General features: G+C 41.4%; 20 protein-coding genes and 2 pseudogenes. 14 read left to right on the top strand and 8 right to left on the bottom strand.

Annotated features, from left to right (window positions below; translation table 11 throughout):
- The first annotated feature begins 104 nt into the window (after window positions 1-104).
- Genes OCU87_RS08365 through OCU87_RS08380 form a run of 4 tightly spaced genes read left to right on the top strand, consistent with a single transcriptional unit; the run spans window position 105 to window position 7,199 of the window.
- Entirely contained in the window at window positions 105-1,073 is a 969-nt protein-coding gene (locus OCU87_RS08365; protein WP_261858271.1) for a metallophosphoesterase, read from the top strand.
- A 10-nt stretch (window positions 1,074-1,083) separates the two neighbouring features.
- Complete coding sequence (locus OCU87_RS08370) at window positions 1,084-2,499, top strand: hypothetical protein (RefSeq protein WP_261858272.1); 1,416 nt, start codon at window positions 1,084-1,086, stop codon at window positions 2,497-2,499.
- Window positions 2,492-4,489 (top strand): phospholipase D-like domain-containing protein, encoded by a 1,998-nt coding sequence (locus OCU87_RS08375; RefSeq protein ID WP_261858273.1) that lies wholly within the window; start codon window positions 2,492-2,494, stop codon window positions 4,487-4,489. Before OCU87_RS08370 ends, OCU87_RS08375 begins: the two co-directional genes overlap by 8 nt.
- On the top strand, window positions 4,476-7,199 hold the full coding sequence (locus OCU87_RS08380) for a DEAD/DEAH box helicase (protein ID WP_261858274.1): 2,724 nt from the start codon (window positions 4,476-4,478) through the stop codon (window positions 7,197-7,199). Before OCU87_RS08375 ends, OCU87_RS08380 begins: the two co-directional genes overlap by 14 nt.
- A 254-nt stretch (window positions 7,200-7,453) precedes the next feature.
- Here OCU87_RS08380 and OCU87_RS08385 read toward each other — a convergent pair whose 3' ends face one another.
- The 5 genes and pseudogenes from OCU87_RS08385 to OCU87_RS08405 form a co-directional block, all read right to left on the bottom strand.
- A complete protein-coding gene (locus OCU87_RS08385) occupies window positions 7,454-7,894 on the bottom strand; it encodes a DUF4236 domain-containing protein (RefSeq protein WP_261858275.1) in 441 nt (146 codons plus the stop codon).
- A 9-nt stretch (window positions 7,895-7,903) separates the two neighbouring features.
- On the bottom strand, window positions 7,904-8,128 hold the full coding sequence (locus tag OCU87_RS08390; RefSeq protein ID WP_261858276.1) for a hypothetical protein: 225 nt from the start codon (window positions 8,126-8,128) through the stop codon (window positions 7,904-7,906).
- A gap of 4 nt (window positions 8,129-8,132) precedes the next feature.
- The gene (locus tag OCU87_RS08395) at window positions 8,133-8,843 is read right to left on the bottom strand and encodes a hypothetical protein (RefSeq protein ID WP_261858277.1); all 711 of its coding nucleotides are present in this window, start codon (window positions 8,841-8,843) and stop codon (window positions 8,133-8,135) included.
- Window positions 8,843-9,712, bottom strand: a complete 870-nt coding sequence (locus OCU87_RS08400) for a hypothetical protein (protein WP_261858278.1) — start codon at window positions 9,710-9,712, stop codon at window positions 8,843-8,845. The genes OCU87_RS08395 and OCU87_RS08400 overlap by 1 nt, the downstream gene beginning before the upstream one ends.
- A 349-nt stretch (window positions 9,713-10,061) precedes the next feature.
- A pseudogene (locus tag OCU87_RS08405) lies at window positions 10,062-10,210 on the bottom strand (IS110 family transposase); the annotation flags it as partial.
- Window positions 10,211-10,405: 195 nt separating this feature from the next.
- On the opposite strand from OCU87_RS08405, the gene OCU87_RS08410 reads away from it, so the two are divergent.
- Together OCU87_RS08410 and OCU87_RS08415 are read left to right on the top strand one after the other, a co-directional pair.
- Entirely contained in the window at window positions 10,406-10,804 is a 399-nt protein-coding gene (locus OCU87_RS08410; protein WP_261858279.1) for a hypothetical protein, read from the top strand.
- A 527-nt stretch (window positions 10,805-11,331) separates the two neighbouring features.
- The gene (locus tag OCU87_RS08415) at window positions 11,332-11,889 is read left to right on the top strand and encodes a hypothetical protein (RefSeq protein ID WP_261858280.1); all 558 of its coding nucleotides are present in this window, start codon (window positions 11,332-11,334) and stop codon (window positions 11,887-11,889) included.
- A 272-nt stretch (window positions 11,890-12,161) separates the two neighbouring features.
- On the opposite strand, the pseudogene OCU87_RS08420 reads toward OCU87_RS08415, so the two are convergent.
- The 3 genes and pseudogenes from OCU87_RS08420 to OCU87_RS08430 form a co-directional block, all read right to left on the bottom strand.
- Window positions 12,162-12,657: pseudogene (locus tag OCU87_RS08420) on the bottom strand (IS110 family transposase); the annotation flags it as partial.
- Between the two features lie 237 nt (window positions 12,658-12,894).
- The gene (locus OCU87_RS08425; RefSeq protein WP_261858281.1) at window positions 12,895-13,506 is read right to left on the bottom strand and encodes a tetratricopeptide repeat protein; all 612 of its coding nucleotides are present in this window, start codon (window positions 13,504-13,506) and stop codon (window positions 12,895-12,897) included.
- Between the two features lie 4 nt (window positions 13,507-13,510).
- On the bottom strand, window positions 13,511-14,275 hold the full coding sequence (locus OCU87_RS08430) for a hypothetical protein (protein ID WP_261858282.1): 765 nt from the start codon (window positions 14,273-14,275) through the stop codon (window positions 13,511-13,513).
- 386 nt (window positions 14,276-14,661) lie between these two features.
- Between OCU87_RS08430 and OCU87_RS08435 the strand changes: the two genes are divergently transcribed.
- From OCU87_RS08435 to ptsP, 8 genes are all read left to right on the top strand, one after another.
- Complete coding sequence (locus OCU87_RS08435) at window positions 14,662-15,012, top strand: hypothetical protein (RefSeq protein ID WP_261858283.1); 351 nt, start codon at window positions 14,662-14,664, stop codon at window positions 15,010-15,012.
- Window positions 14,997-15,683 carry a hypothetical protein gene (locus OCU87_RS08440; protein ID WP_261858284.1) on the top strand — a complete coding sequence of 229 codons (687 nt, stop codon included), beginning with the start codon at window positions 14,997-14,999 and terminating at the stop codon, window positions 15,681-15,683. Before OCU87_RS08435 ends, OCU87_RS08440 begins: the two co-directional genes overlap by 16 nt.
- Window positions 15,684-15,689: 6 nt before the next feature.
- Window positions 15,690-16,052, top strand: a complete 363-nt coding sequence (locus tag OCU87_RS08445) for a hypothetical protein (protein ID WP_261858285.1) — start codon at window positions 15,690-15,692, stop codon at window positions 16,050-16,052.
- A 284-nt stretch (window positions 16,053-16,336) separates the two neighbouring features.
- On the top strand, window positions 16,337-17,041 hold the full coding sequence (locus OCU87_RS08450; RefSeq protein WP_261858361.1) for a 2'-5' RNA ligase family protein: 705 nt from the start codon (window positions 16,337-16,339) through the stop codon (window positions 17,039-17,041).
- Window positions 17,042-17,070: 29 nt separating this feature from the next.
- Window positions 17,071-17,256 (top strand): DUF6404 family protein, encoded by a 186-nt coding sequence (locus OCU87_RS25055; protein ID WP_390960745.1) that lies wholly within the window; start codon window positions 17,071-17,073, stop codon window positions 17,254-17,256.
- Window positions 17,257-18,018: 762 nt separating this feature from the next.
- Complete coding sequence (gene dhaK / locus OCU87_RS08455) at window positions 18,019-19,083, top strand: dihydroxyacetone kinase subunit DhaK (RefSeq protein ID WP_261858286.1); 1,065 nt, start codon at window positions 18,019-18,021, stop codon at window positions 19,081-19,083.
- Between the two features lie 2 nt (window positions 19,084-19,085).
- Window positions 19,086-19,727, top strand: coding sequence for a dihydroxyacetone kinase subunit DhaL (dhaL, locus tag OCU87_RS08460; protein WP_239928737.1), 642 nt, complete (start codon window positions 19,086-19,088; stop codon window positions 19,725-19,727).
- Between the two features lie 3 nt (window positions 19,728-19,730).
- On the top strand, window positions 19,731-22,226 hold the full coding sequence (ptsP, locus tag OCU87_RS08465) for a phosphoenolpyruvate--protein phosphotransferase (protein WP_261858287.1): 2,496 nt from the start codon (window positions 19,731-19,733) through the stop codon (window positions 22,224-22,226).
- The last annotated feature ends 55 nt before the right edge of the window (window positions 22,227-22,281 follow it).

Genomic DNA, 22,281 nt, shown 5'->3' on the forward strand with positions numbered 1-22,281 from the left:
TTGGCGACTAAGCAAAGTGATGGCGAGCTAATCTCACTTTAGGCTCAGCATTTGAGGTGTGTCACTTAGAGCGACATATCAGAAATGAGTTTATTTATAGTACGATGGCCCATTATTTAAAGGGGGATTTTGTGCACAATTTAATTTTTATTGGTGATGTACATGGGCGCAGCGACAAATTGCTTTCCTTCATTCAACGATATGGCTGTGACGATACCCAGTTCGTATTCGTCGGTGATTTAATTGATAACGCGTTAAACGAAGAGACAGACCATTTAACTACCTTGAATACGATTCACCAGCTATGCGAACAAAGCCGGGCGGTTTGTATCATGGGCAACCATGAACTGAATGCCATCGGTTGGAGTTTACAGAAGAGTGATGGCAGTTATTGCCGGCCAAGAAATAAATTAGGTAACCTCAAACAGCATCAGTGTTTTTTAGCGGCCGTTGGTTCAGATAGTGCTGAGCACCAACGTTGGGTTGAATGGTTCAAGTGCTTACCGATATTTGTTGAATACGACCATGCCCGAGCCATTCATGCTTGTTGGAATCAGCAGGCTATTGATCAGATAAGACCATACTTAAACTCAGATAACTCTCTAAAAGATCAATTCTGGTATCAAGCTTTTGATGAACAGCATGAACTTTACCATTTGTTAGAGACGTTATTAAAAGGGCCAGAGCTTGCGTTGCCAAAAGGTTATAGCTTTTTAGATCAAACCGGTATTGAGCGCACACAGGTTCGTGTCGCTTGGTGGAAAGGTGAGGCTGAAAGTTTAAGTTATGCGGATATCGCACTGTTACCCGAAGAGGCGCGTAGTCAATTACCTCAACAAATGATTCCAGTCACAGTGCAAAGAATGTGTGCCAAGCCAGAGAAACTGACGGTAATTGGTCATTATACTCTTCCCGTGACAAGAGCTCCTCAGACTATTGGTCAGAATGTTGTTTGCGTTGATTTCAATGCGGCGAAAGGGAGCAACCCGTTAGTAGGTTATAAGCTTGATGTGAGTAATCAATTAGGTATTTTCGTGCACAACTATATCGATGATTTAATGTTAAATACTTAGAGTCGACAAAATGTTTCTTAAAAAATTTTTCACCGAGTTTGACGATACACTGACTCAATCCTTAAATATTGATGCATTAGGGATGACGATGATTTGGTCTCGGTTAGGTCAAGACATCTTTCACAACCGTGTTAGCTCTATCTCCAATGATGTACGCAATTATACCCTGAATCTCCTTCACCACTACGTAATTAAACAAGTAGTAGAGTCGCAAGTACGATTAAGCAGTGGTTTACACTCGGTGTACGGTCACACCGACACGTTGGCGTTTAAACAAGCGTGCTTAATCTATTTAGAGAATTTATTCGTGTTCTCTATGCTTCAAGCAGAAGCGAATCAACAGTGGAAGGTACAAACACAAGGGATCCTAGGAACTTCAAAGGCGCGTTTACTTCTCAGTGCGGGTACGCTAACCCAACCGCTGCTGTTTACTAAAGAGCAGTCAGGTCAATTGTTAATAAGGCAGCTGACCTTAGGGGTTAGCGGTCGTTACAAAACGCCTTTTACTGAAATGATGTTTTTTGATAAAGAGTATCGCTACCATCACCCCCAAAGCGCCTTACTATGGGAGAAAACGTCAAAGTTCATTGAAATGAATGAAGGGTTGAGAGACTTAGCAACTACCTTGGTGGCGCATTTTCACAATGTGGTCAAATTGGATGCAAAAGTTCCTGAAATTTCATGGCAAGAAGTGTCAGAACAGATCAAACAAGCGTATGCACAGCAGTTTTCGACTCCTGCTATTGTAGGTGAACAAAGTAAAGCGTTTTGGCTTAATGTCACTGAACTTGATAAAAATGCAGCAGGTTCACTTTATGGGATAATCGATGCCAACCAATCTGACATTGATTCCAAACAATCTAACTTAAAGACAGTCCAGCCTTTTTTTGAACAAGCGATTAAAAATGAACAAGATGAGGCTGAAAGACAGAAACTAATTCATATCTGCCGTGTAGAGCCGCTACTTGCTGAGTGTGAGCTGCTGTTTACGGTGCTAATGAATCAACGAGTTCAAACAGAGGAAGATATCTATAAACGCTATCTCGGATTAGGTCGTAACGTCAGCTCAATTATCCATCTTGCACGTGAACTGCAAAACGAGATAAGTATTAAGTCCAAGTTTTCAGGTGTCGCTCAAAAACGCTATGAACAGCTATTGGCTTTGGGGACGTTGGAGGAAGCGAATTCACTAGATAACATGATCACACTTGTCGAAGAGTTATTGAAATACCACCTTACAATCATGAATCAACGTGGTCAAAGTCCGTGGGTTGAGCGTGATAGTCAAGGTGATTATCGTTGCCATATAAAACTGCGAACCTTGCCAACAGCTGAAACAAGGCCCTATAAATCATGGTTCAATCGCTATTATCTTGATCAGTTTAGCCAGCTTATTCGTGGCTTAGAGGGCAAAGTGAATGACTAAACCATTTAAAATGGCTGAAGAATTGACGAGACAGCTTCAGTCATTAGGGCAAATCAAACATGCGTGGTTCACGACATTCAACCTCAATATGGATTTTTTTGAGCTGCATGTGTTGTCAACGTTATTGCAAATGGATAAACCGCGCAGTCGAATTGATTTTGAGTTAATGCAGCAAAAGTTAAACGGTCGCGTCAAAGACACACGAAAAGGTGCTGTTACCGCGAGTATTGATGTAAAAGTGTTTGCGGATCAACGCATGTATGATGCTAGCGATCTAAAACGCACTGCGATTGAAGTGTATGGCGTTAACCCTGCTTTACTTGATGGCGGCCGAAAGAGAGTGTTGAATAACAGTACTCTTTTTCATCCTAAAGTTATCTATCTTCAAGACGAAGAGGGACGGGTGATACTAGGAGCGGGAAGTGCGAACTTGACACTCAGTGGTTGGTCGACCAATCAAGAGGTCTTCACCTTTCAGCGCGTAGAGTGTAAACATCAGGTAGAAGCGATTCGAGCATTTTTTAGGCCACTGTTTGAAGCCAATAGAGTTGAAACTAAAGTCCTTCCTCAAACAAAGATGCGTTCTGACATTCAACCGTCAGATTGGCATTTTGTCCATACGTTCATCAAAAATAGCAGTGATGGAAGACATAAGACATTATTGAATCATCTGTTGAATCATTCAGTGGATGAATCACGTGATTTAGTTGTTTGGTCACCCTATTTTCCTTCAGATCTTACGGGGTTCATACAGCGTCTAAAAGCTGTGGCATCACCAAGCCTACTGAAACTACATATTGTGCCTGACTTGGTTGAAAATCAACGTATGCGAACCCAGTGGTCAGAAGATTTATTCCCCTTGCTTGACGAGTCAGTGTGCTTTTATCGTAGCCCTGTAGGGAAAGATGATAGAAGCGAGTTGTGCCATGCCAAAGTGTGGATGACAGAAGAAAAACTGGCGATAGGATCTTGGAATTTTACCTCGCCAGGCTCAAATATTGATTTAGACCGTAAAGATACAGGGCAGGTTAACATCGAAGCGGGAATCATTGTGGTTAATCAACAACAGTTAGCACCTGTATTGACGAAACCATTGAGTATTAACAAAGATCATTTCATGCAAGATACTGAACTTAGCCAGCATTCGCTTGAAGTCACGGATCTTATGCCGATTGAAATTCGTGTGGTCTTTGATTGGAAAATACTCGCATATGAAGTTGAACTGAATAAGATTAATAACGCTCTAGAGTGGAAAAGTGTCGAGCTACGCTTACCTGACGTTGAAACCCCTCTAAAGTTTGAAATTCAAGAAAACGAAGCGATTTACACCACTAAGATCACGCTGGTTCAAGAACCACAAGCTTTACTAGTAAACCATGCCTATGAGCTAATTTTAGCTGGTGGTACCCGCTATCGAGGTTTTATTGTCGAATGCAATAGTCTTATGCGACGAGTGGAAGAGTTTGAGTCTCTTGATGACATTTTCAATAGTCTTATTGACGGGCGCTCTTTACAAAGCAACCCTAGTGCATCGCTTCGCAGTGTGTTACTTGGCAATGACCAAGATTGGTTAGAAGAGCAAGGAGCTGGTTCATCAACTGAGCCACAGTTATCGTCAGCAGTGAGCTACTTTAGAATGTTTCAAGCGATGGACAGCTTTGAACAGCGTATTAGCAGTTTAAAAACTGACTCGATGCGAGAACAATACGCTTTTGTTATACCGGGCTGTCTGGTTGAAATGCGGTCAAAAATAGGTGATGAAATGGCAAAAAGTGCCAATGTATTTAATTGGTATATGAAACAAGAGTTTAATTTGCTCGTAGATCTTGTAAAGAACGAAGCTGAAGGTGATGCTCTTAAACTACGTTTGAAAGAGTTGCGAATTGAAAGCAACGATAGCGAGGCTCGATCGACAGGCCTTCAACAATGCATTGGAAGTCGTGAGTATCGAAAACTCATAAAAGGTAAGTGTGGTTATGTCTCTGTCTGATTGGGCGAATTTGACGCCAGAAACTGTTTCACAGCAAATGAGCTTCGTAGAAAATGATAAAACTTGGCGCTATCAAGCGAGTAATAACACCTCTATGCCAGCTAAACAGGCCGAGGGTGTCGCGTATCTGTGTCGTTTGTTACAACAATATAACCTTGCCTTGCTTGCCGATGAGGTGGGTATGGGTAAAACGTTTCAAGCGATAGGTATCATTCGTTTGTTGCAACAGCTAAAACCAAATGCAAAAGTGTTGGTGATTGGACCAAATAGAAATATTTGCTCACAGTGGAAAGGGGAGTTTGGCGCTTTTGATGAAAGTCACTGGCACGGTTATGTACCAGAACCACTAATGGTGGCAGAACCTGAATCGAAACTAGCAGATATGATCACACGTGTAGGGGAAGGTGAACACCATGTGTATTTTACCACCATCCATGCATTGAGTGGATTGACTAAAGAGTTAGACACAACGAATAAGGTAGAGCTAGCTCGCCAACAAGCACTTGAGTTAAAAGATCGTGTAATGAACTACCTTGATCAGCAAGGGTTCGATCTATTAGTGATTGATGAGGCGCACTATCTCCGTGCCCGAGAGGGGGGTTCTCAAAAAGTTGCTGCCGCAAAAGCTTTCTTCGGTGAGGCTGACGGAGAAACAAGACTAGCACAAAATGTTTTGTTAATGACGGCAACGCCTACCCATTCATCAGTTTATGATGTCGCAAATATATTGCGCTATTTTACACCAGAGGAAGAACTGAAAAATAACGCAACCAAAAGCGATTATGACGCCGCTCAATTGCTACAAAAATATGGCTTGAGACGTTTACGCTTGTTACAAGATAGTAATGGTATCCATTACACGAAACAGCACTATCGTAAAGAGATTGGTCAGCCCGTTTCTTTTGCAAAGCATCAAAATGCTGAGCTGTTTTTTGGGCTTTATCAGCGCCAGTTGGTTAAACAGGTTCAAGCTAGAGCATCAAATCGTAAGTTTCTTTATGGGTATCTTGAAGGGTTTGAATCCTTTGGGGAGCATGAGCTAAAAGCAGTCGAGTTTGATGATGAACAATCAAGTGCAGATCATGGTAAAGAGGCATTTAGCAAAGCGCTTGATACAAAGTTACTAAAGGAGCTAAGTGAAGAATATTATCAATGTTTTAACCAATTTCCAGAGCATCCTAAGTACAAGGAGCTGGTTGATAATGTTGTCCCTAGAACGCTGACGCAGCCATGCCTTAATGATATTAAACATTTGGTGTTTGTGCGCCGTATTCCCTCGGTACGGGAGTTAACGAAACGAGTAAATACACAATACGATGATGTATTGGGGCAAATGTTGGCTAAAGCTTTAGGTCTGGATGAAAATGAAAAGAACGCTTGGCAGCAAAGCTATTGGAGCAGGGCCTGGTTAAATCGTCACCGTAAAAGCAAAAATAATGAAGAGGCTGAAGAATTAGATAATTCAGAAGAACTGACGTTAGAAGAAAATCAAGAAATCAACGAGTTAGGTGAAGATGATCACCAACTCCGTTCACGGATCACAGAACTATTTGTGATGAAAAAACGTCCCAAAAAAGGTCCCGATGAGCAAAGTGATCATGCGGACGTAGAATTTCAAAATACTCGATGCACGAATGTAGCTCTTCGTTTTAGAAAACCTGAGAGCATTTTCTCTCTATTTCTAGAACCATCATTAGATTACGAAAGTGAAGAGTATAGTTACTATTTTGAACATAAAATAGGCAGCCGTAAACGTGCTGTTTATTCAACAGCGGCGCTTTACCAACGGTCACAACGACACGATTTGGAAAAGGTTTCTGTCGATGAAGAAACTCGTATTGACGTTGGCTTACCCACGATTTGGCAATACCTTTTCGAACGGCTGAGTGACAAAGAGAAAGCATTGCTTCACCAGTGGAAGCCAGAGACCAAAGAGAACTTTGCGAACTACTTTAAGGCAGGGATATTGTTTGCAAGTCCAGTGATGGTAGAGTTGTTTTGTTGGTTCTATTGTTTTAATCATGGAGATGAAAAGTCTAAAAGTGGCGAAAGTGCACATGCTCGTTACTTAGGTTTTATCCAATATATATTGCCTAAGTTATCCGATTCGATGTTGCTGTGGTATTTCAAAGCGGCGCTAGAGACATTTGAAGATATGTGTAAGAAAGTTGCTCGTGTCAAGCTTGACGGCTATACCGATGACTGGCGAGTCTTAAAAGGTCATACTTCACCTGCTGCGTTTGCCAGCGGTGAAACTTCGAACCGCGACAGCTTACAATTAAGTTTTAATTCGCCGTTTTACCCCAATGTATTAGTCGCGACATCAGTCTTTCAAGAAGGGGTTAACCTGCATTTGCAATGTAATCAGGTTCATCATTACGGAATTGCGGGAAGCCCGGGCGATCATGAGCAACGTGTAGGGCGGGTAGATCGACTGTTTAGTAAGGTCAATAGGCAGTTCCAAAACGGCGAACGAGGTGAGCTGAAAATTAGCTTCCCATACTTAGAAAATTCGTTTGATGAAGACCAATTGGCCTCATTTTTAGAGCGAAAAACCCGTGCTGAAAGTAAGTTGGATAAATGTCTACTAGATACTAATGATGCCCAAATCGGAACGGGAAAAGCGGAGAACTGGCAGGGGTATTTAAAGCAACCAGAGGCAGCGGATGAAAGCAAAGTTGAAGACCCATACCCAGCTAGGTTTGAGTGATTATATGGCGGCTCTGACTTATGGTTTAAGGAAGAGCTCTTGCTCAATAGCTAATTTACTGAGCTTCTAGTAGTCATAAATGAACTTAGTTAGACAATGGAAGATTGGTTACGTACAGCCTATAGGGTCGCAAGAGAAGGGGACCGCTTAGAGTATCTGTTTAGTGATGAGCATAGCTATTAGCGGGTGGGGAAGGTAGGTCTATGGAATAGAAAGGCTTTCGACTCCATAGACCTTTGTATGTAGCGATTATGCTAGCGGTTGAGGTAAAACAAACCGCCTAAAATAGCGAAGTTAATCGCCCAATTGATGGTTCGTGTATGAGCAAAGTAATAGAACGTAGTAAAGAGATAACCGCCATTTGCTTCTTTGGGTGAGTCCTCTCCGTATTCTAATTCATCTTCTTCGCTGGAACACGCCTTACTCTCTGTAGGATCAGAGGTAGTGAGTTTTGCGGAAGAAGCCTTTTTTGATGAGGAGTCATCTAGGCTTTCGTGGTATGACAATCCACTTCCCGGAACACCCAATGTACCGCGTTTGACTCCAAGAGAACCATCTTTTTTAGTTCCGACATTAACGTTGGCTCCAGGTACACCAACGGTTGAACTTGTCGTCACTCCGTTCTTGCCTGACCAACTAAGGTTGAATGTGAGCCCTGGTGCAACCTTGACTCTTTTTCGAAATCTTAATCCCATGATAAAGCCTTACAGAATACGTCTTAGTAGGAAGCGGAAAATTGGAATAACGACTAGCAAGGATACTAGCACTAAGTTTGTCCACTCAAGTTGTGTGTTTGGTAGTCGACTGACTTGCTCGAACCCGTGGATCTGGGTGAAAAGTAAGAAACAGAAAAACAACCACGAAGACGTGTGCAATATCCAACGTCCACTGGTGAATAGCATGACGAGGAGATCAAAAACAACAAACATAGAATTACCTAGTTAGCAAAAAATCTGGACCACCAAAAACAGAGTAGTCGTAGATTAAGGTGGCTTTTACACTGCAGCCAATGCCGTTATTTCTGCAGTTGTTCTTTGCATATTGCACTACATTGGCATGAACTTTTTGGGCGTGATTTTTTGGATCCGATAATGAATCCATCTTTTCTAGCAAAGCTAATTGGTCACTGATCTTTTCTAACTCATCAACACCTTCAAAGGCGATATTTAGGTCGAAGTTGCCTTTAAGCTGTTCGTTGTGAGCTTGTACTCGAGATGACAGTGAACTCATTGCTTGAGAAAACAGTTTGTCGTCTTGCTTAGTGAGCAAATAAACATCGGCATTCTTATAATCTAAAGCAACAAATTCAGAGGTGTAGCTTTCACAATGTTGAATTCCATTACAGGTTTCAAGTATTCTTGGAAATGCTCTTACAACGTATTGACCTAGTAGGTAGGCTGAATTGTTTTTAGCTGCCTCAACTTTTGCCATGGTATGCCAATGAGTATGATTTTCTAATGTAACAACAAATTCACCTTTATTGTTTCTCGGTAGCTCAGCTTTAGGGAGTAGCCCATAGGTGATCGTATTCACGGCGTACATAACTCCAGCCGTTCCCGCGATAACTGGTAGCACAATAGTTATCACAAAAAACGTAAGAGCAAGGCCGATAATTGTATTTAATGGATCGGAAGCTCTACTCATTAAAACACCTCGAGAACGAATTTTTTACATGCCAGCAAGAACAGGATAGGCAAAATGATGGTCTTAAGTACAAAAAGCATCATGAGGTTGATAAATTTGATCATCGCATTATCGATTGACTCCATAACAGAAACAATCATCTCTTTAGGCCCTGCAACCGTCGATTTAACAGTATCCCACTTTTTAGACATACCGCTCATAAAACCCTCGCTTTCTTCATTCTCCGTGGTTTCTTCGGGAAGAGAAGTCAATACATCCATTTTCTGCGAAATAGACTTTGATAGCTCGGTAGCTTGAGATTCATTTTCATTGATTGATTTCTCGATGAATAGGTAATCAGCACCTAAAGATAGAGATACCGAGACAATGACAGAAAAACGAACAATCAGCAGCACTTTAAATGCTTGAGTTGCTTTATCTTTATAGAATGATAAAGACTGAGCCCACAATGTTGATAGCAAAGCGCCACCCGATAATACGATTAGGAAGTTGAATAACTTGCTAGACATGGTGACCAGTAGAAATTTTTGCAGGCTTAAAGAGGCTAAGGCAAGCGCCATCGTATGCTTAAATAGATCTAACATGTCGCTGATTGAGTTCAGCAGTTGCCCAATATCAAAAGACGCTAACCCTACAGAAAGTTCAACACTTTTAAACATTGAAACTAAGGAATCAAGTAGAGAGGCAGTACCGAAAGTGATGAGAGCAGAGCTTAAAGAGTGATTAACCGCATCATGTGCTATACGATCAAGAGCGGAGGAGCAAGCAATGAGCATTAGCAATGCAATAAATAATGAATAAGATGCTTTCTTAGTGAGTATTGGGGACTTCGTGCTTTTTTGTTCAAGATTTGAAGTAATAGTGGTCATAGTATTCAACAAGAAGTAATAGTAAAAAATCTAATATGCACTATACAGTACAGCACTCCGTATATCTAGGCTTGTTTGATTTGTCTAATTACTAGAGCTAAAAGTAGTTCGTTTTAGAAGATGCTCAGTGATGAACGTAGAGCGAGTGGAAGAAGTTTTTACACATAAGGCCTTGGACTCTTTTACCGTATTTCGAATACAAACTATGGTAAGTTAAGCTAGTTAAATGTGGTATGTTGTAAAAATGTGGCTCTGTTCGTGAACATGCCGCATCGAGAGTAAAAGTGTTAGTGATTAGTGAAAGCCACTATTTAGATGTAGAAAGTACGTATCACCATAACCCTCAAGATTGGTATGCGGATTTGATTTTAATGCAGCGCGTTGAAGGACGGGCGACAGCAACACAAATAGCAACGGCATTATTGAGGTCGTTTTTAGCGCCCGTTCTGAAAGGTGTAACATTTTGGCCGCCATAATTTTTGGCGTGTGACCGAGTCTTGCATTGGCCGTGGTAGTCACGGGTTGTCAAACAACGGGTAAAATAGTGCCGATAAGCTATTAAGATCAATATCGTGGTAAAGCTAATAATAAGGCATTTTCCAGAGGTCCTTTTTATTGAGTATTTGAGGGCTATAATTAGTATTTACGCTAAATTTGCATTGAATAATATAAACTTACAATAGGAACAGAGTAATGAATAGTAAAGTACTAAGGTTTGGTTTTATCGCCGCAGCGTTAATGAATATTGGTGGTGTGCTAACTTTCTCTCGATTTTTTACTAACTCGGTAATCAATGAGTTCGATCCGGTTGTAATGTCTAATTTTGGTCTACTTATGATCCTTGTTTGGGGGCTTGCATATTTAGGCGCTTCTTTTGTTAACTCAAATATTAAGTGGTTAGCGGCGGCTTTTGCGTTTGAGAAGCTTGTCTATGTTATTGCTTGGTTAGTTTGGTTTTCAGGTAATGACATTAGCTCTGTTTATGAACAGGATTTATTTGCAGGCTTTTTCTATAGTATCTACGGCCTAAATGATTTTATATTTATGCTGTTTTTTGCTTGGGTTTTTATACGTCAGAATAAGAACGCATAATCTATCATTGATTAAATGCCTTTGTTATTCATCAATAGATAATGACAAAGGCTATATCAAATTAACCGTAGAAAAGCGCATAACACATAAGAGCCTTCTGGCGCTGGCGGATCCCCACATAATTTACGCACGATAAATGTTCCTTGCCATTATAATTAGGATGCATAACTTCCAGCGCATTAGAAAAATAAGCGAAAATTCATCTTGCTTTCAATTTTTTATGTTTATGGTGAATTCATTAGCTCGGAAGGTAAGTTGCGTGTCTACCGATTGAACTACAACGTTATTTTGTAGGGATTCGTAAATTACAGGCGTTATGTGTAGCTAACTAGTCCTATAAATGTGTTCTAAATCATAGTAATAACATATAGGTAAGTGGTTGCAATTGCACTGCGTTGCTTTTGCGGCTGGACTGCATTATTCTGCTTTCATTTGTTAGTGATATCAATGTCTTGTGATTTTTTATTTTGACTAAATAAATAGAGTTGTGCATTCATCACCTTTGTAATACTTAATTGGAATAGTTCATGAATAATAAAATGTTGTTAGTTTGTGCGTTAGGTTTTTCGTCTTTAATTGTTGGCTGTGGCAGCGATAGTTCGAGTGAATCTGCAAGTGATGAATCAAATGCAGTAAAAAAACAGTTTTCAAGTGAAGTGGTAGGAACATGGGAAAAGTCATGTTTTCCTATTTATGACCCGCTGGATGCGAATAAGATACTTGCTTATAATTCAATGTTAATGACTGTAAAGTCAGATTTATCATCAACAAGTAAAGTGGAAGTTTATGCTACTTCTGATTCTCAATGTTTATCATCCACCAAAACTATCACAATGGGTTCAAAATTTGATGTAGATGGAAAAATATCAACGGATGAAAGCTATGAAGCTTATGCTGTAAATATAATACCAAAGAATATTGATGGTGGTAGCTGGGAAAGTGAATCTACTGTTTATTCACTATTATATATCGATAGTGAAAAAATGTATTTTGGTCAACCTTCGACTAATAATACTGGATCATCAAAAGACAAGCGACATTCAAGTTTGAACTTGAAATCATACTTCACGAAAGTAATTTATTAACGTGTTCTACATGTAACACATATGAGCCTTCGGGCGTCAAGCGGCAAAGTGGATCCTATCGACCGCGTTAGCGGTCGACTAAAAGTCGATTAACAAGCGCGTCCTCTTCGTTAGTCAGAATGGCCTTCAAGTCACGCTTGCGGCAAACACATATTGAGGATCTCTTACGCAGTCTCAACTCTGCCTGTTTAGTTGCATTCCATTGCGGTGAAACAGGGTCGCTAGACAGTTATCGGTTAACCCACATCTGGCACTATTCAAATCTGACAATAGCGAAGATTGGTTCCATGGGCGGGTAAGTTATATTGACTCAAAGTGTTACTGACGTGTGCTTTGAGCATTGCGCCATGACGGATGATTTTCATTCGGCGACGTAATAAGTCACGTGTAGCACGCATTGATTTAGGGTAATGAGGCGACAGGGAATGTACCACCACGAAGTAGTTTAGCAATTTTAAAAGAATCAATTTTGTCGTTTTTAGCTTTACCGCCGTGAATCGCTTTCATGTACAAAGCATGTCCGAGAATAAAGTCGACCGCATTGTCTTCGCACCAGTCGGCTACCCAATACCAACAATGCATACATTCAACGCCGACAATAATATTTCCGATATAGGGCTCAAGAATTCTCATTAAATGTTCGGGCGAGGCTTTAATCTCTTGATGGATACATATTTCACCATCATGGTTGATGATGCAGACATATAAAGAGCGGGCATGGAGATCTATCCCGCAGTAATAAGGGTGGTTCTTCGTATAAAATTGCATATGAGTCTTCTCCGTTTTTTGGTTTAGTCGCCTTCCTGCATACTCCTTTGGGGCATGTTGTCGGAGAAGGCTCAATAAGTGTCAAATGCATCAAGGTGACACCACCAACGCTCGGCATTCTAGGTATGATTTTGCTTCGGTGTTTTCGGTGGTCTATCAACATAATAGTAATACGTTGCTGGCGTATTATGGCCGATGTTATGTGTTCCGCTGTGTTAGCGGAACATAGAATCTTGATTAACAATTGGTGTTGTCAATTTTACACGATACTGTATGTGTTTCTTTTTTTAGTTTACTGCTGCTCGTCTTAACGGCTGTTGTTTTACTTAGAAATAGTTTGGCTGACTCCTCACCATTCTTTAGTGCTAGATTTAGCCAATGGTATGCTAAATATTGATTCTGTGGGAAACCACAATCACCGTCTTGAAAGCACATTCCTAGATACAATTGACTAGTAGATAGACCATTTATCGCTGAATCATTTAGTAAATTAAAGCCCATTAATTTTTGTTTTGACTTTTTTGAGTCTAAATATGTAAGTCCTAGTAGTTCAGTAGATATTAACTCTCCTGCTTTTGATGATAATTGTAGATATTTAATGGCATTATTTATGTTATTGCTCTTTAATAATACTTCTGCGTAGCGGTATTGAGCAACGGAGTTTCCGCTATCAGCTATTTCTTTTAGTTTGCTAATTGAAAGATCTCGTAATGTATTGTCATTTGAGTTAATTGTTGCTAGTGCAGAGATTAGTTCTCTGTTATTTTTCGATTTTATTTTCTCACGGATAAATAAAGTACATAAAAGTGAAATTATGATAATTGTAGTAAATGCTAATATTTTCTTCATTTTATCACCAGCTACACTTTACGAATAAAGTCGCAGTTTCGTACTGATTTGGGCGCTCTAACTGATTGATGTTTATACTTTCCAGCTTCTCGCCTTTAGCTTTGTAACTGGGGTGGCAAGTTTCCGTTATTATAGAGCTAATGTAGGTATTTGGTCTGAAATCGTCTGTAGAGTCAATTAAATTTATCAAATGAACACCACTAAATATAGGTGCTCGCCCATAAGAGCGTTCTACCTTTAAGTAGATAATGGTAACTGCAAATACACCACCTATAGAGTTGGGGTTTTTTGAATGTATTTTCTTCGAAAACTCGGATAGATAGCCTCGTATTGTTTTATATAAAATTTTGGCCCTACCGACTTGTAATATAATCCCAACGGCAAAAGCCGTGCCACCAACAGTAGTTGTTCTTTTTGTTAATGATGTACCAGGCATAATTGGTGCCATGGCGCGCATTTTAGTTGATGGTGGTACGTTTTTTCCCTGCCAATGAAGTCGGTTTGTTATCTTGTTTGCCTTATGATACGAAGCATTATCGAGCGCTTTAAGTAATGATTGCTTTCTTTTCTCTCCGCTATTGTTGTTTGGCGGTACAGATAGTGGCCCTGCAAATGAGTTATGTTTGGTTTTATTAAATTTTTGTTTTTCTACACTATTATCTGTTACTTCAACGCAATGTTTATATAGTCTATTAGATGGATACATGTGGTTAATATAATCTGCCCCCAAAGAAAACAGGCCGTTTTGAGTAATAACTGTAAATTTCATAATAAATTCCTAGTTAAGGGTAAGGCAAAATTGTATAATTTTATTATGCTATGTATTCGAGTTTTATGTGAGTTAAAATTATAACTGCGATAAACTTCTCATCTAGATGCAAATATGCAGTTGAAGGTTTAATTCCCCAGCTGTATTTTTATCTGCATAACTCATAAGAGCCTTCGGGCTGATCCCCCACATAATTTACGCATGATAATTGTTTCTGCCTTGAGTAAGGCCTCCTCATTTAAACTATTTTCGATGTTACATAAATATTTGTAGTGAATCGCAGTCTAAGCAACGCGGACAATTTGCTGATTCATCGCAATACATCAATTCGTTATTCTTGAGCTACTGTCGATGAGATATATCCAAGAATTGAGTGAGGTTTGAGAATGGCTGCAATGCAAGAACAAAACAATATGGCAATCCATATTGTTGAAAAGACTATGCCAATAGATCGATTGGTGATGATTATGTATAACTCGCCAAGTGAAATCGTCTATCAGCACTTCAGGGCTGTAAATTCTCATTTAAAAGATGACTTGGTTAAAGTAGGGCAGGTTGTCTTGCTATCGCCAGCTGAAAGTAATATGTGTACGCTTGAAGAAGCGAGCTTCTTAGATATTGCCAAATCAGTAGATAGAACACTTATCGCTCTTGATCGCTCTGAGCGTGAAATCTTAGCTAAAAGGTATGATTTTTATCTAGTGTGGCGAGTTATAACGGGTTGTTACTGGGGGTAAGTAATAACGCATGGAATGCACATGTTGCTCAGGTTAAGTTAGTCCTCAAAGATATAGAAAAAACTTACATATCAAGTTATACCCGCAATGGTAATTTGAACAATCGAACATTTTTCTCTAAGCGTAATGTACAATTTCAGCGTTTAAATATAGCTTTAAATAAGTTTGGACAGCCAACAATAAGTGATAATTTGCTTGCTGGTGATATTAAGAAAAATCTAGGACTCAGTAGTAAGAGTATTGTTCATCGTTGGGGAAAGCAACAAGGAAAGATAACAGCTATTCCTGAATTCTCAAAAAACTATGCAGCAGTTGCTAAGATGTCACGTAATTTGAAACGTGTTGGTTACGTCGGTATTGCTTTAACGGGAATTGATGCAGCAGCTACCATCAAGAGATCATGCACTTTAAAGAATGAAGAACAATGTACTAAAGCTAAATATTCTCAACTAGGTAAGGCTTCAGTGAGTATCGCAGGAGGTACTGGTGGAGGAATGCTAGCAACTTGGGGGTTATGTACTTTAGCTTTTGGCTTACCTTCCGGAGGGACGAGTGCTTTTTGGTGTGCTGTTGTAGCTGGTGGTACTGGGGGGTACTTAGGTGGCAAATATGGTGGCTTAACGGGTGAATATTTGGGAACTGAAATATATAAAACACTATTAAATAAGTAGAGATTTATGGATGGATTAAGTTCAACCTCAGTTGTTATTATGTCTCTGACAACGGTTGGTATACTAGGTATATTTACTTGGGTTGTTGTAGTTATTTACCTGAAATTAAAATGGTTAAAATACCTTGAAGATGTTCTTGATGAAGGAGTGCGATATTATTCTCTAAATATCTTTCTCGCTGGTCAGGGAATATTGCAATATGGCACTGTATTTCTAAGTACATTTCATGCTCAACGATATAAAATGCTTAAAAAAAGAGATAAAGTCTCAAAGGGTATTCAGCGTTTATTTATTTTTGCGTTCAGCTTATTTATGTTAAGTACGTTGTGTCTTTTTTTGGGAATGGCAATTCACCAATTTTATGTTTAATGTATAAATTAAGCGTAACGTCTTTATCAGACCCTTGAATCATAAAAAGCAATCAAGGTTACGCAACACTCCGTATTTTTGGTCGGAGTGTTGCTCTATCGGGACACCGACTTCGAATGAATGACGTGGGAAATTTTGAGAAAAGCTGTAAAAATCAATTTCTAATACATGGCGTTTAGTCTTATTTTAGTCTGAATACCTATGTCACAATAGATCGTCACTAGCATTGGCTCACACTGCAATGCTACGTTATGTAAGTGGCATAGTTGATTTTAGGGAAAATGATGATTCAAGCTATCTATGATGGAATGTGGGACAAATTCATTATTGCGTCTGACCGTAATGAATATGAGTTAGATAAACACCTTTTAGATCTTGAGAGTGACACTCGAAGAGGCATCACCGCATTAACTTACCTAAAGCAGGGAAGTGGCTCTACGCTTGATGAAATCGTTAAGTTTCAAACAGCAGTACAAGAAATAGAGCCAAACCAATATTATCACCCGATTGATGAGCTGCACCTTACTGTACTGTCGGTTATTTCATGTATCCCAGCGTTTGAACTGAATGAAATTAACACCAAGTCTTATGCTGATGTATTTCGGTCTGTTCTTCGTTCTTCACCACCGATTGAAGTAAAGTATCAAGGTGTTACCGCGTCACCTAACTGTATCGTGGTTCAGGGGGTTCCTGTGAATGACGCCCTTGAAAAACTCAGAAATAACCTACGGACTCAATTGACTGATGCAGGCTTAAGGGTCACGTTCGACAGTCGTTATAAACTGGTTACAGCTCATAGTTCGATTGTTCGTTTCCGACTCCCCATCAGTGATGGACAATCGTTATTAGCCTTGTGCCAGCAATATCGAAACCACAAATTTGGCCGTATCGTGTTCACAGACTTCGAGTTAGTCTTTAATAATTGGTATCAGAATTTAGCAGTAACAAAATCTTTGGCGAGTCACTCGCAATTATTACCCCACTCTTAATGTAGATTAAGGTGTAAAATCGGAGGCTTATGTGGCTGATTCTATGGCAATTTCAAGAGTCACCGGTTTATCACCTATATGGCGCTCTATTCTTTGGCGCTCTATTCTTTGGTGTGACAACGGGGAGTGTTTTAGCTGTTAATGTCTTATTGACTAAAAAAAGATTAAAGATACATAGCTGGGAGCAATGGTTGAAAGATAATCATTTTGACTAAGTTCGTTCCTTGTTTCTTGTTTCTTGTTTCTTGTTTCTAAATTTTCATTCCGATCCTGATTTTTCCCTCTTGCTTTATCAATAATGACTCGCCTTCCTTTCTGTTTTTATGCTTGGTGCTTAAGCTCCGTATTCAAGCCGTAGCGCAATCTAGCGGCTCTTCGATTTGTTTCGTTATGAAACGCGGTGGGGCTGCTTTATTACAATCGTGCGTGACTAAAATATTATTTATTGTTGAGCTTTTAAGCTGTTTTTCCTCCGGTCTTTTTTCTGTTCTGGTGCTCGGATCTTCTAGGTGGAATCGAACCTTGAGCAAAGCTATGCTTGGTTGCTTTTTGCTAAAGGTGTCACAAAATTTCTCTGTTTACTCGCTAGGAATGCTGAGAAAGAAGGATGCAAATCTTCGCTTTTTTGTGGCTAATTTCTTTTATTTCAATTGATTATGATTATTTTGATGCTGGGTTAGTGAACTTTGGTGAACTGATCCTGCTAAATAATTTCCGCTATAAATTCAAATGTTATTCGTATTGGGGCTGCGAGTGAAAATGGCGTGTGATTGATCACGAAGCGGCTAGCTTCTGTTTATTTTGTTCCGTTATGAAACGTTTTTATCTGGTGGTTCATTTCATAATGAAACGGATAATTTTGCGTTGTCATGTAACTCATGACCTCTAGGATGGAATCACATCCCAGCGAATAAATACCTTGAAACTCGCTGCGAAAGGAATCAATCAACAATCCCATTTAACAAGAGTGCTAAGCCATGAAAAAGTTAATTAACCGTGTTGAAGATGTCGTGAAAGAGCAAATGGAAGGTCTTGTGCTTTCTCGTCCAGAGCTGAAAGTCAGTTATGAGCCACGCTATATGTGGCATGAACCTAAACAGCAACAAGTTGCTTTGGTTTCTGGTGGTGGTAGCGGTCACGAGCCTCTTCATGCGGGTTTCATTGGTGAAGGTATGTTAACGGGCGCTTGTCCTGGTGAAGTGTTTACTTCGCCAACGCCAGATCAAATGTACGAATGTGGTCAGAAAGTCGATAGCGGTGAAGGTGTGCTGTTTGTGATTAAAAACTACACCGGTGACGTACTGAACTTTGAAACTGCCGTTGAGTTGTTACATGCCGATGGCGTGCGTGTTGGCGCTGTTCTAACAGATGATGATGTGGCGGTAAAAGACAGCTTGTATACCGCTGGTCGTCGTGGTGTTGCGGGTACTGTACTGGTAGAGAAAATGGTGGGTGCAGCAGCTGCACAAGGTTACGATTTAGATAAATGTGAAGTATTGGCGCGTCGTATTAATAACAACTGTCGTTCATTTGGTGTTGCTCTGAGTGCGTGTGTTGTGCCTGCTGCGGGTAAGCCATCATTTGTGCTGGAAGAAAATGAAATTGAGTTTGGGGTTGGCATCCACGGCGAACCGGGTATTGAGCGTCGTGCTTATGAAGATGCGAATACGCTGGTCGATCAAATGTTTGCAGAAATTATGGATAACGCGGGCTACAGCCGCACGCAGCGTATTTGGAATCGCGAAAGCGGTGATTGGGATGAAGTTGAAACTAAGATCAATGATTTCAATACAGACCAAGACTATATCGTATTGGTTAACGGTTTAGGCGCGACACCAGAATCTGAGCTTTACGGTGTGTACCGCCGTCTAGCGCAAAACTGTGAGCAGGCGGGTTTACGTATTGCGCGTAACCTTGTTGGTAACTACTGTACTTCGCTAAATATGGAAGGTATCTCAATTACCTTGTTGCAAGCAGATGAAGAGATGCTATCGCTTTATGATGCACCAGTGAACACAGCGGCGATGACCTGGGGTAAGTGATTATGGCTATGCAAATTGAGAAACAACATATCATTACTTGGCTGAATCTGTGCGCAGATACCTACGCCGAGAACCAAGACTTTTTAACGGATTTAGACCGAGACATCGGCGACGCCGACCATGGTCTGAACATGAACCGTGGTTTTACTAAAGTACGTGAAACGTTACCGAAAGTGGCAGAACAGAATATCGCGGCCATTTTGAAAAATACCGGTATGACGTTGCTATCAAGTATTGGCGGCGCGAGTGGCCCGCTATATGGCACGTTATTTATTCGCATGTCTGCTTCTGTGGGCGCCCGTGAAGTCTTGAGCTTTGAAGAGCTGGTAGACGATCTTAAAAGTGGTGTCGATGGTGTCGTTTCTCGTGGTAAAGCGGAGCTAGGCGACAAGACGATGTGTGATGTTTGGTTGCCAGTGTTACAGCACCTTAAAGCAGCGTTAGAGCAAGGCGCCAGTGGTGATCACTTGTTGGATGAGATGATCGAAATCGCTGAAAAAAGTACCGTTTCAACTATCGAAATGCGGGCTAAAAAAGGACGTGCGAGTTACTTAGGTGAGCGGAGTATTGGTCATCAAGATCCGGGGGCGACGTCATCTTTGTTAATGATCAAAGCGTTGAAACAAGCCATTACAGGGTGCTAAACCATGGTGGGTATTGTTGTAGTTTCGCACAGTATATTACTGGCGCAAGGCGTGGTCGAATTGGCCACGCAAATGACCCAAGGCAAGGCTAATATTGCGATTGCCGCAGGAGTCGATGACCCTGAAAATCCTATCGGTACTGACGCGATTGCGGTGATGGCCGCGATTGAGCAAGCCTGTGATGACGATGGGGTTGTGGTGCTAATGGACTTAGGGAGTGCCTTGCTAAGTACTGAAATGGCGCTTGAGTTGCTTGATCCTGAGTTGGCCGATAAAGTCTCGCTGATTTCAGCGCCAATTGTTGAAGGCACTATGGCTGCATCGGTCGCGGCGGCAGCAGGTTTGCCGCGTGAAGCTGTTATCGCTGAAGCCAGCAGTGCGCTTGATGTAAAAAAAGCGCACCTTGGTGAAGCGACGGATGCGCAGCAATATGATCAGCAAAATACGCAGCAAGAAGACCTGCAAAATGGCCAGCAAGATGACCAAAGCAGCGATGACAATTTACCATCAATCGTGTCGCAGATACCTGATGGCTTAACCCTCAGTTTTGAATGGCAGGTACAAAATCCGCATGGGCTTCATGCACGTCCTGCCGCGGCGATTGTCGGTGCACTCGCCAGTTTTGATGCAGACGTGGTGCTATTTAAAGGCGATAAACAGGCAAATACCAATAGCCTAAACAGCATCGCTAAATTGGGTGTACGTTGCGGCGAGGTGATCCGTTTACAAGCAAATGGGGCCATGGCACAACAAGCGATTGATGCATTTACTTTGCTCGCTAATGATCATTTTGGTGAAGCAGCGCAAGTCAGCAAAATGCTGGCGGATGAGGGCTGCCTTGGCGACCAGGGCGAACAGGACGGAGAAAATCCTGAAGAACCATTGGTACAGAGCCCAGAAAATGCGGCACCTGAAGGCGCGTTAGCGGGGATCCGTGTGAGTGACGGTGTCGCGATTGCACCTGTGGCGATTTTCAGTGCTGCGATGCCCGCAGTGCCGAAGCGTGAATTTGCGGGTGAATCAGCAGAAATGACGGCGTTGAATAATGCGATAGCGCAGGTTCAGCAAGATCTAACAACCGAAGCTGCAGAGCCACACGGCGCTATTTTTGAAGCGCATAGCTTAATGCTGGCTGATCCCGAAATCACCCGCGCCTTAGCGTTGATGATAGCGGAGAGTGTAATATCTGAGCAGGCATGGCTTGCGGTGATGGAAGGGCTAGCAGCGCAATATGCGGCCGCTGAAAGTCAGTACATGCGCGAACGTGAAGCGGATATTTGGGATATTACTCGTCGTGTCATGGTTGCGCTAACGGGTGACAAAGGCTCTGCGCTAACATTGACTGAACCTGTTGTTTTATTTGCCCGTGATCTGATGCCATCAGATGTGGCAAGTTTAGATAAATCTAAGGTATTGGCTATTTGTTTAAGCGAAGGTGGCAAAACCTCTCACAGTGCTATTTTGGCGCGCGCGATGGGGATCCCCGCCTTGGTGAAAGCCAAAGGGTGTTTAGAACAAGTTCATGCAGGGGAGCCTGTGATATTGGATGGTTTCGCTGGGCATCTCTGGTTTGCACCTACAGCGGATATTGCACAGGCGTTGGAGTTAAAACGCCAGCAGTGGCGTGATGACATTGAAAACAGTGCGGCCAATGCGCAAGCGCCAGCAATAACCAAAGCGGGTCGTGCTATTAGCGTGTTAGCCAATATCGGTGGGCCAGACGATGTCGCGCAAGCCTTGGCGTGTGGCTCAGAAGGTGTAGGACTATTTCGTACCGAGTTCTTATTCCAGCAAAGTGATGCGTTGCCGAGTGAAGAAGAACAGTATCAAGTCTATCGCGATATTGCCGCAGCCTTTGGTGATAAACCTGTCACAATTCGTAGCTTAGATGTGGGTGGTGATAAACCGTTAGTAGCGTATCCGATGCCTGCGGAAGAGAATCCGTTCTTGGGACAACGCGGCGTACGTTTATGCTTGGCACACCCTGAGTTGTTTGCAACTCAACTGCGAGCAATATTACGAGCGCATGCTGAGCAGCCAAATATTCAGTTAATGATCCCAATGATTGCGACTGTGGATGAAGTGCAGCAAGTGAAAGCACTGCTAGTTCAACAATGCGCGCAACTGGGGCTTAGCGATACAGGTTTGGCTGTTGGGATCATGATTGAAGTGCCTGCGGCAGTATTCAATGCTGATGCCTTAGCGAAAGAAGTGGATTTTTTCTCTATCGGCACCAACGATTTGACTCAATATGTGATGGCTGCGGATCGGGGTAATAGTGCGATTGCAGAGTTAGTCGATTACTTCCAACCAGCCGTGATCAGCGCGATTGCCCACACTTGTGAAGTTGCTAATAAAGCGGGGATAAGTGTGAGTATGTGTGGTGAAATGGCTGGGGATACCAAGGCAACAGAAACGCTATTATCACTTGGTCTTAGTAAATTCAGCGCAAGTGCAGCATTGCTGCCGGCGTTAAAAGAGACGATACGTCATAGTTAAGTTTTAGTATTAGTTTAAGTGTAAGTTTTAGTCTTATTTCTAGTCTTAAGAAATG

The sequence above is a fragment of the Photobacterium sanguinicancri genome (assembly GCF_024346675.1).
Lineage (GTDB): Bacteria > Pseudomonadota > Gammaproteobacteria > Enterobacterales > Vibrionaceae > Photobacterium > Photobacterium sanguinicancri.

Bases quoted from the DNA above. Each gene is read 5' to 3' on its own strand.
- OCU87_RS08365 (WP_261858271.1), top strand. From the start codon at position 105: ATGGCCCATTATTTAAAGGGGGATTTTGTGCACAATTTAATTTTTATT.
- OCU87_RS08370 (WP_261858272.1), top strand. From the start codon at position 1,084: ATGTTTCTTAAAAAATTTTTCACCGAGTTTGACGATACACTGACTCAA.
- OCU87_RS08375 (WP_261858273.1), top strand. From the start codon at position 2,492: ATGACTAAACCATTTAAAATGGCTGAAGAATTGACGAGACAGCTTCAG.
- OCU87_RS08380 (WP_261858274.1), top strand. From the start codon at position 4,476: ATGTCTCTGTCTGATTGGGCGAATTTGACGCCAGAAACTGTTTCACAG.
- OCU87_RS08385 (WP_261858275.1), bottom strand. From the start codon at position 7,894: ATGGGATTAAGATTTCGAAAAAGAGTCAAGGTTGCACCAGGGCTCACA.
- OCU87_RS08390 (WP_261858276.1), bottom strand. From the start codon at position 8,128: ATGTTTGTTGTTTTTGATCTCCTCGTCATGCTATTCACCAGTGGACGT.
- OCU87_RS08395 (WP_261858277.1), bottom strand. From the start codon at position 8,843: ATGAGTAGAGCTTCCGATCCATTAAATACAATTATCGGCCTTGCTCTT.
- OCU87_RS08400 (WP_261858278.1), bottom strand. From the start codon at position 9,712: ATGACCACTATTACTTCAAATCTTGAACAAAAAAGCACGAAGTCCCCA.
- OCU87_RS08410 (WP_261858279.1), top strand. From the start codon at position 10,406: ATGAATAGTAAAGTACTAAGGTTTGGTTTTATCGCCGCAGCGTTAATG.
- OCU87_RS08415 (WP_261858280.1), top strand. From the start codon at position 11,332: ATGAATAATAAAATGTTGTTAGTTTGTGCGTTAGGTTTTTCGTCTTTA.
- OCU87_RS08425 (WP_261858281.1), bottom strand. From the start codon at position 13,506: ATGAAGAAAATATTAGCATTTACTACAATTATCATAATTTCACTTTTA.
- OCU87_RS08430 (WP_261858282.1), bottom strand. From the start codon at position 14,275: ATGAAATTTACAGTTATTACTCAAAACGGCCTGTTTTCTTTGGGGGCA.
- OCU87_RS08435 (WP_261858283.1), top strand. From the start codon at position 14,662: ATGGCTGCAATGCAAGAACAAAACAATATGGCAATCCATATTGTTGAA.
- OCU87_RS08445 (WP_261858285.1), top strand. From the start codon at position 15,690: ATGGATGGATTAAGTTCAACCTCAGTTGTTATTATGTCTCTGACAACG.
- OCU87_RS08450 (WP_261858361.1), top strand. From the start codon at position 16,337: ATGATTCAAGCTATCTATGATGGAATGTGGGACAAATTCATTATTGCG.
- OCU87_RS25055 (WP_390960745.1), top strand. From the start codon at position 17,071: ATGTGGCTGATTCTATGGCAATTTCAAGAGTCACCGGTTTATCACCTA.
- dhaK (WP_261858286.1), top strand. From the start codon at position 18,019: ATGAAAAAGTTAATTAACCGTGTTGAAGATGTCGTGAAAGAGCAAATG.
- dhaL (WP_239928737.1), top strand. From the start codon at position 19,086: ATGGCTATGCAAATTGAGAAACAACATATCATTACTTGGCTGAATCTG.
- ptsP (WP_261858287.1), top strand. From the start codon at position 19,731: ATGGTGGGTATTGTTGTAGTTTCGCACAGTATATTACTGGCGCAAGGC.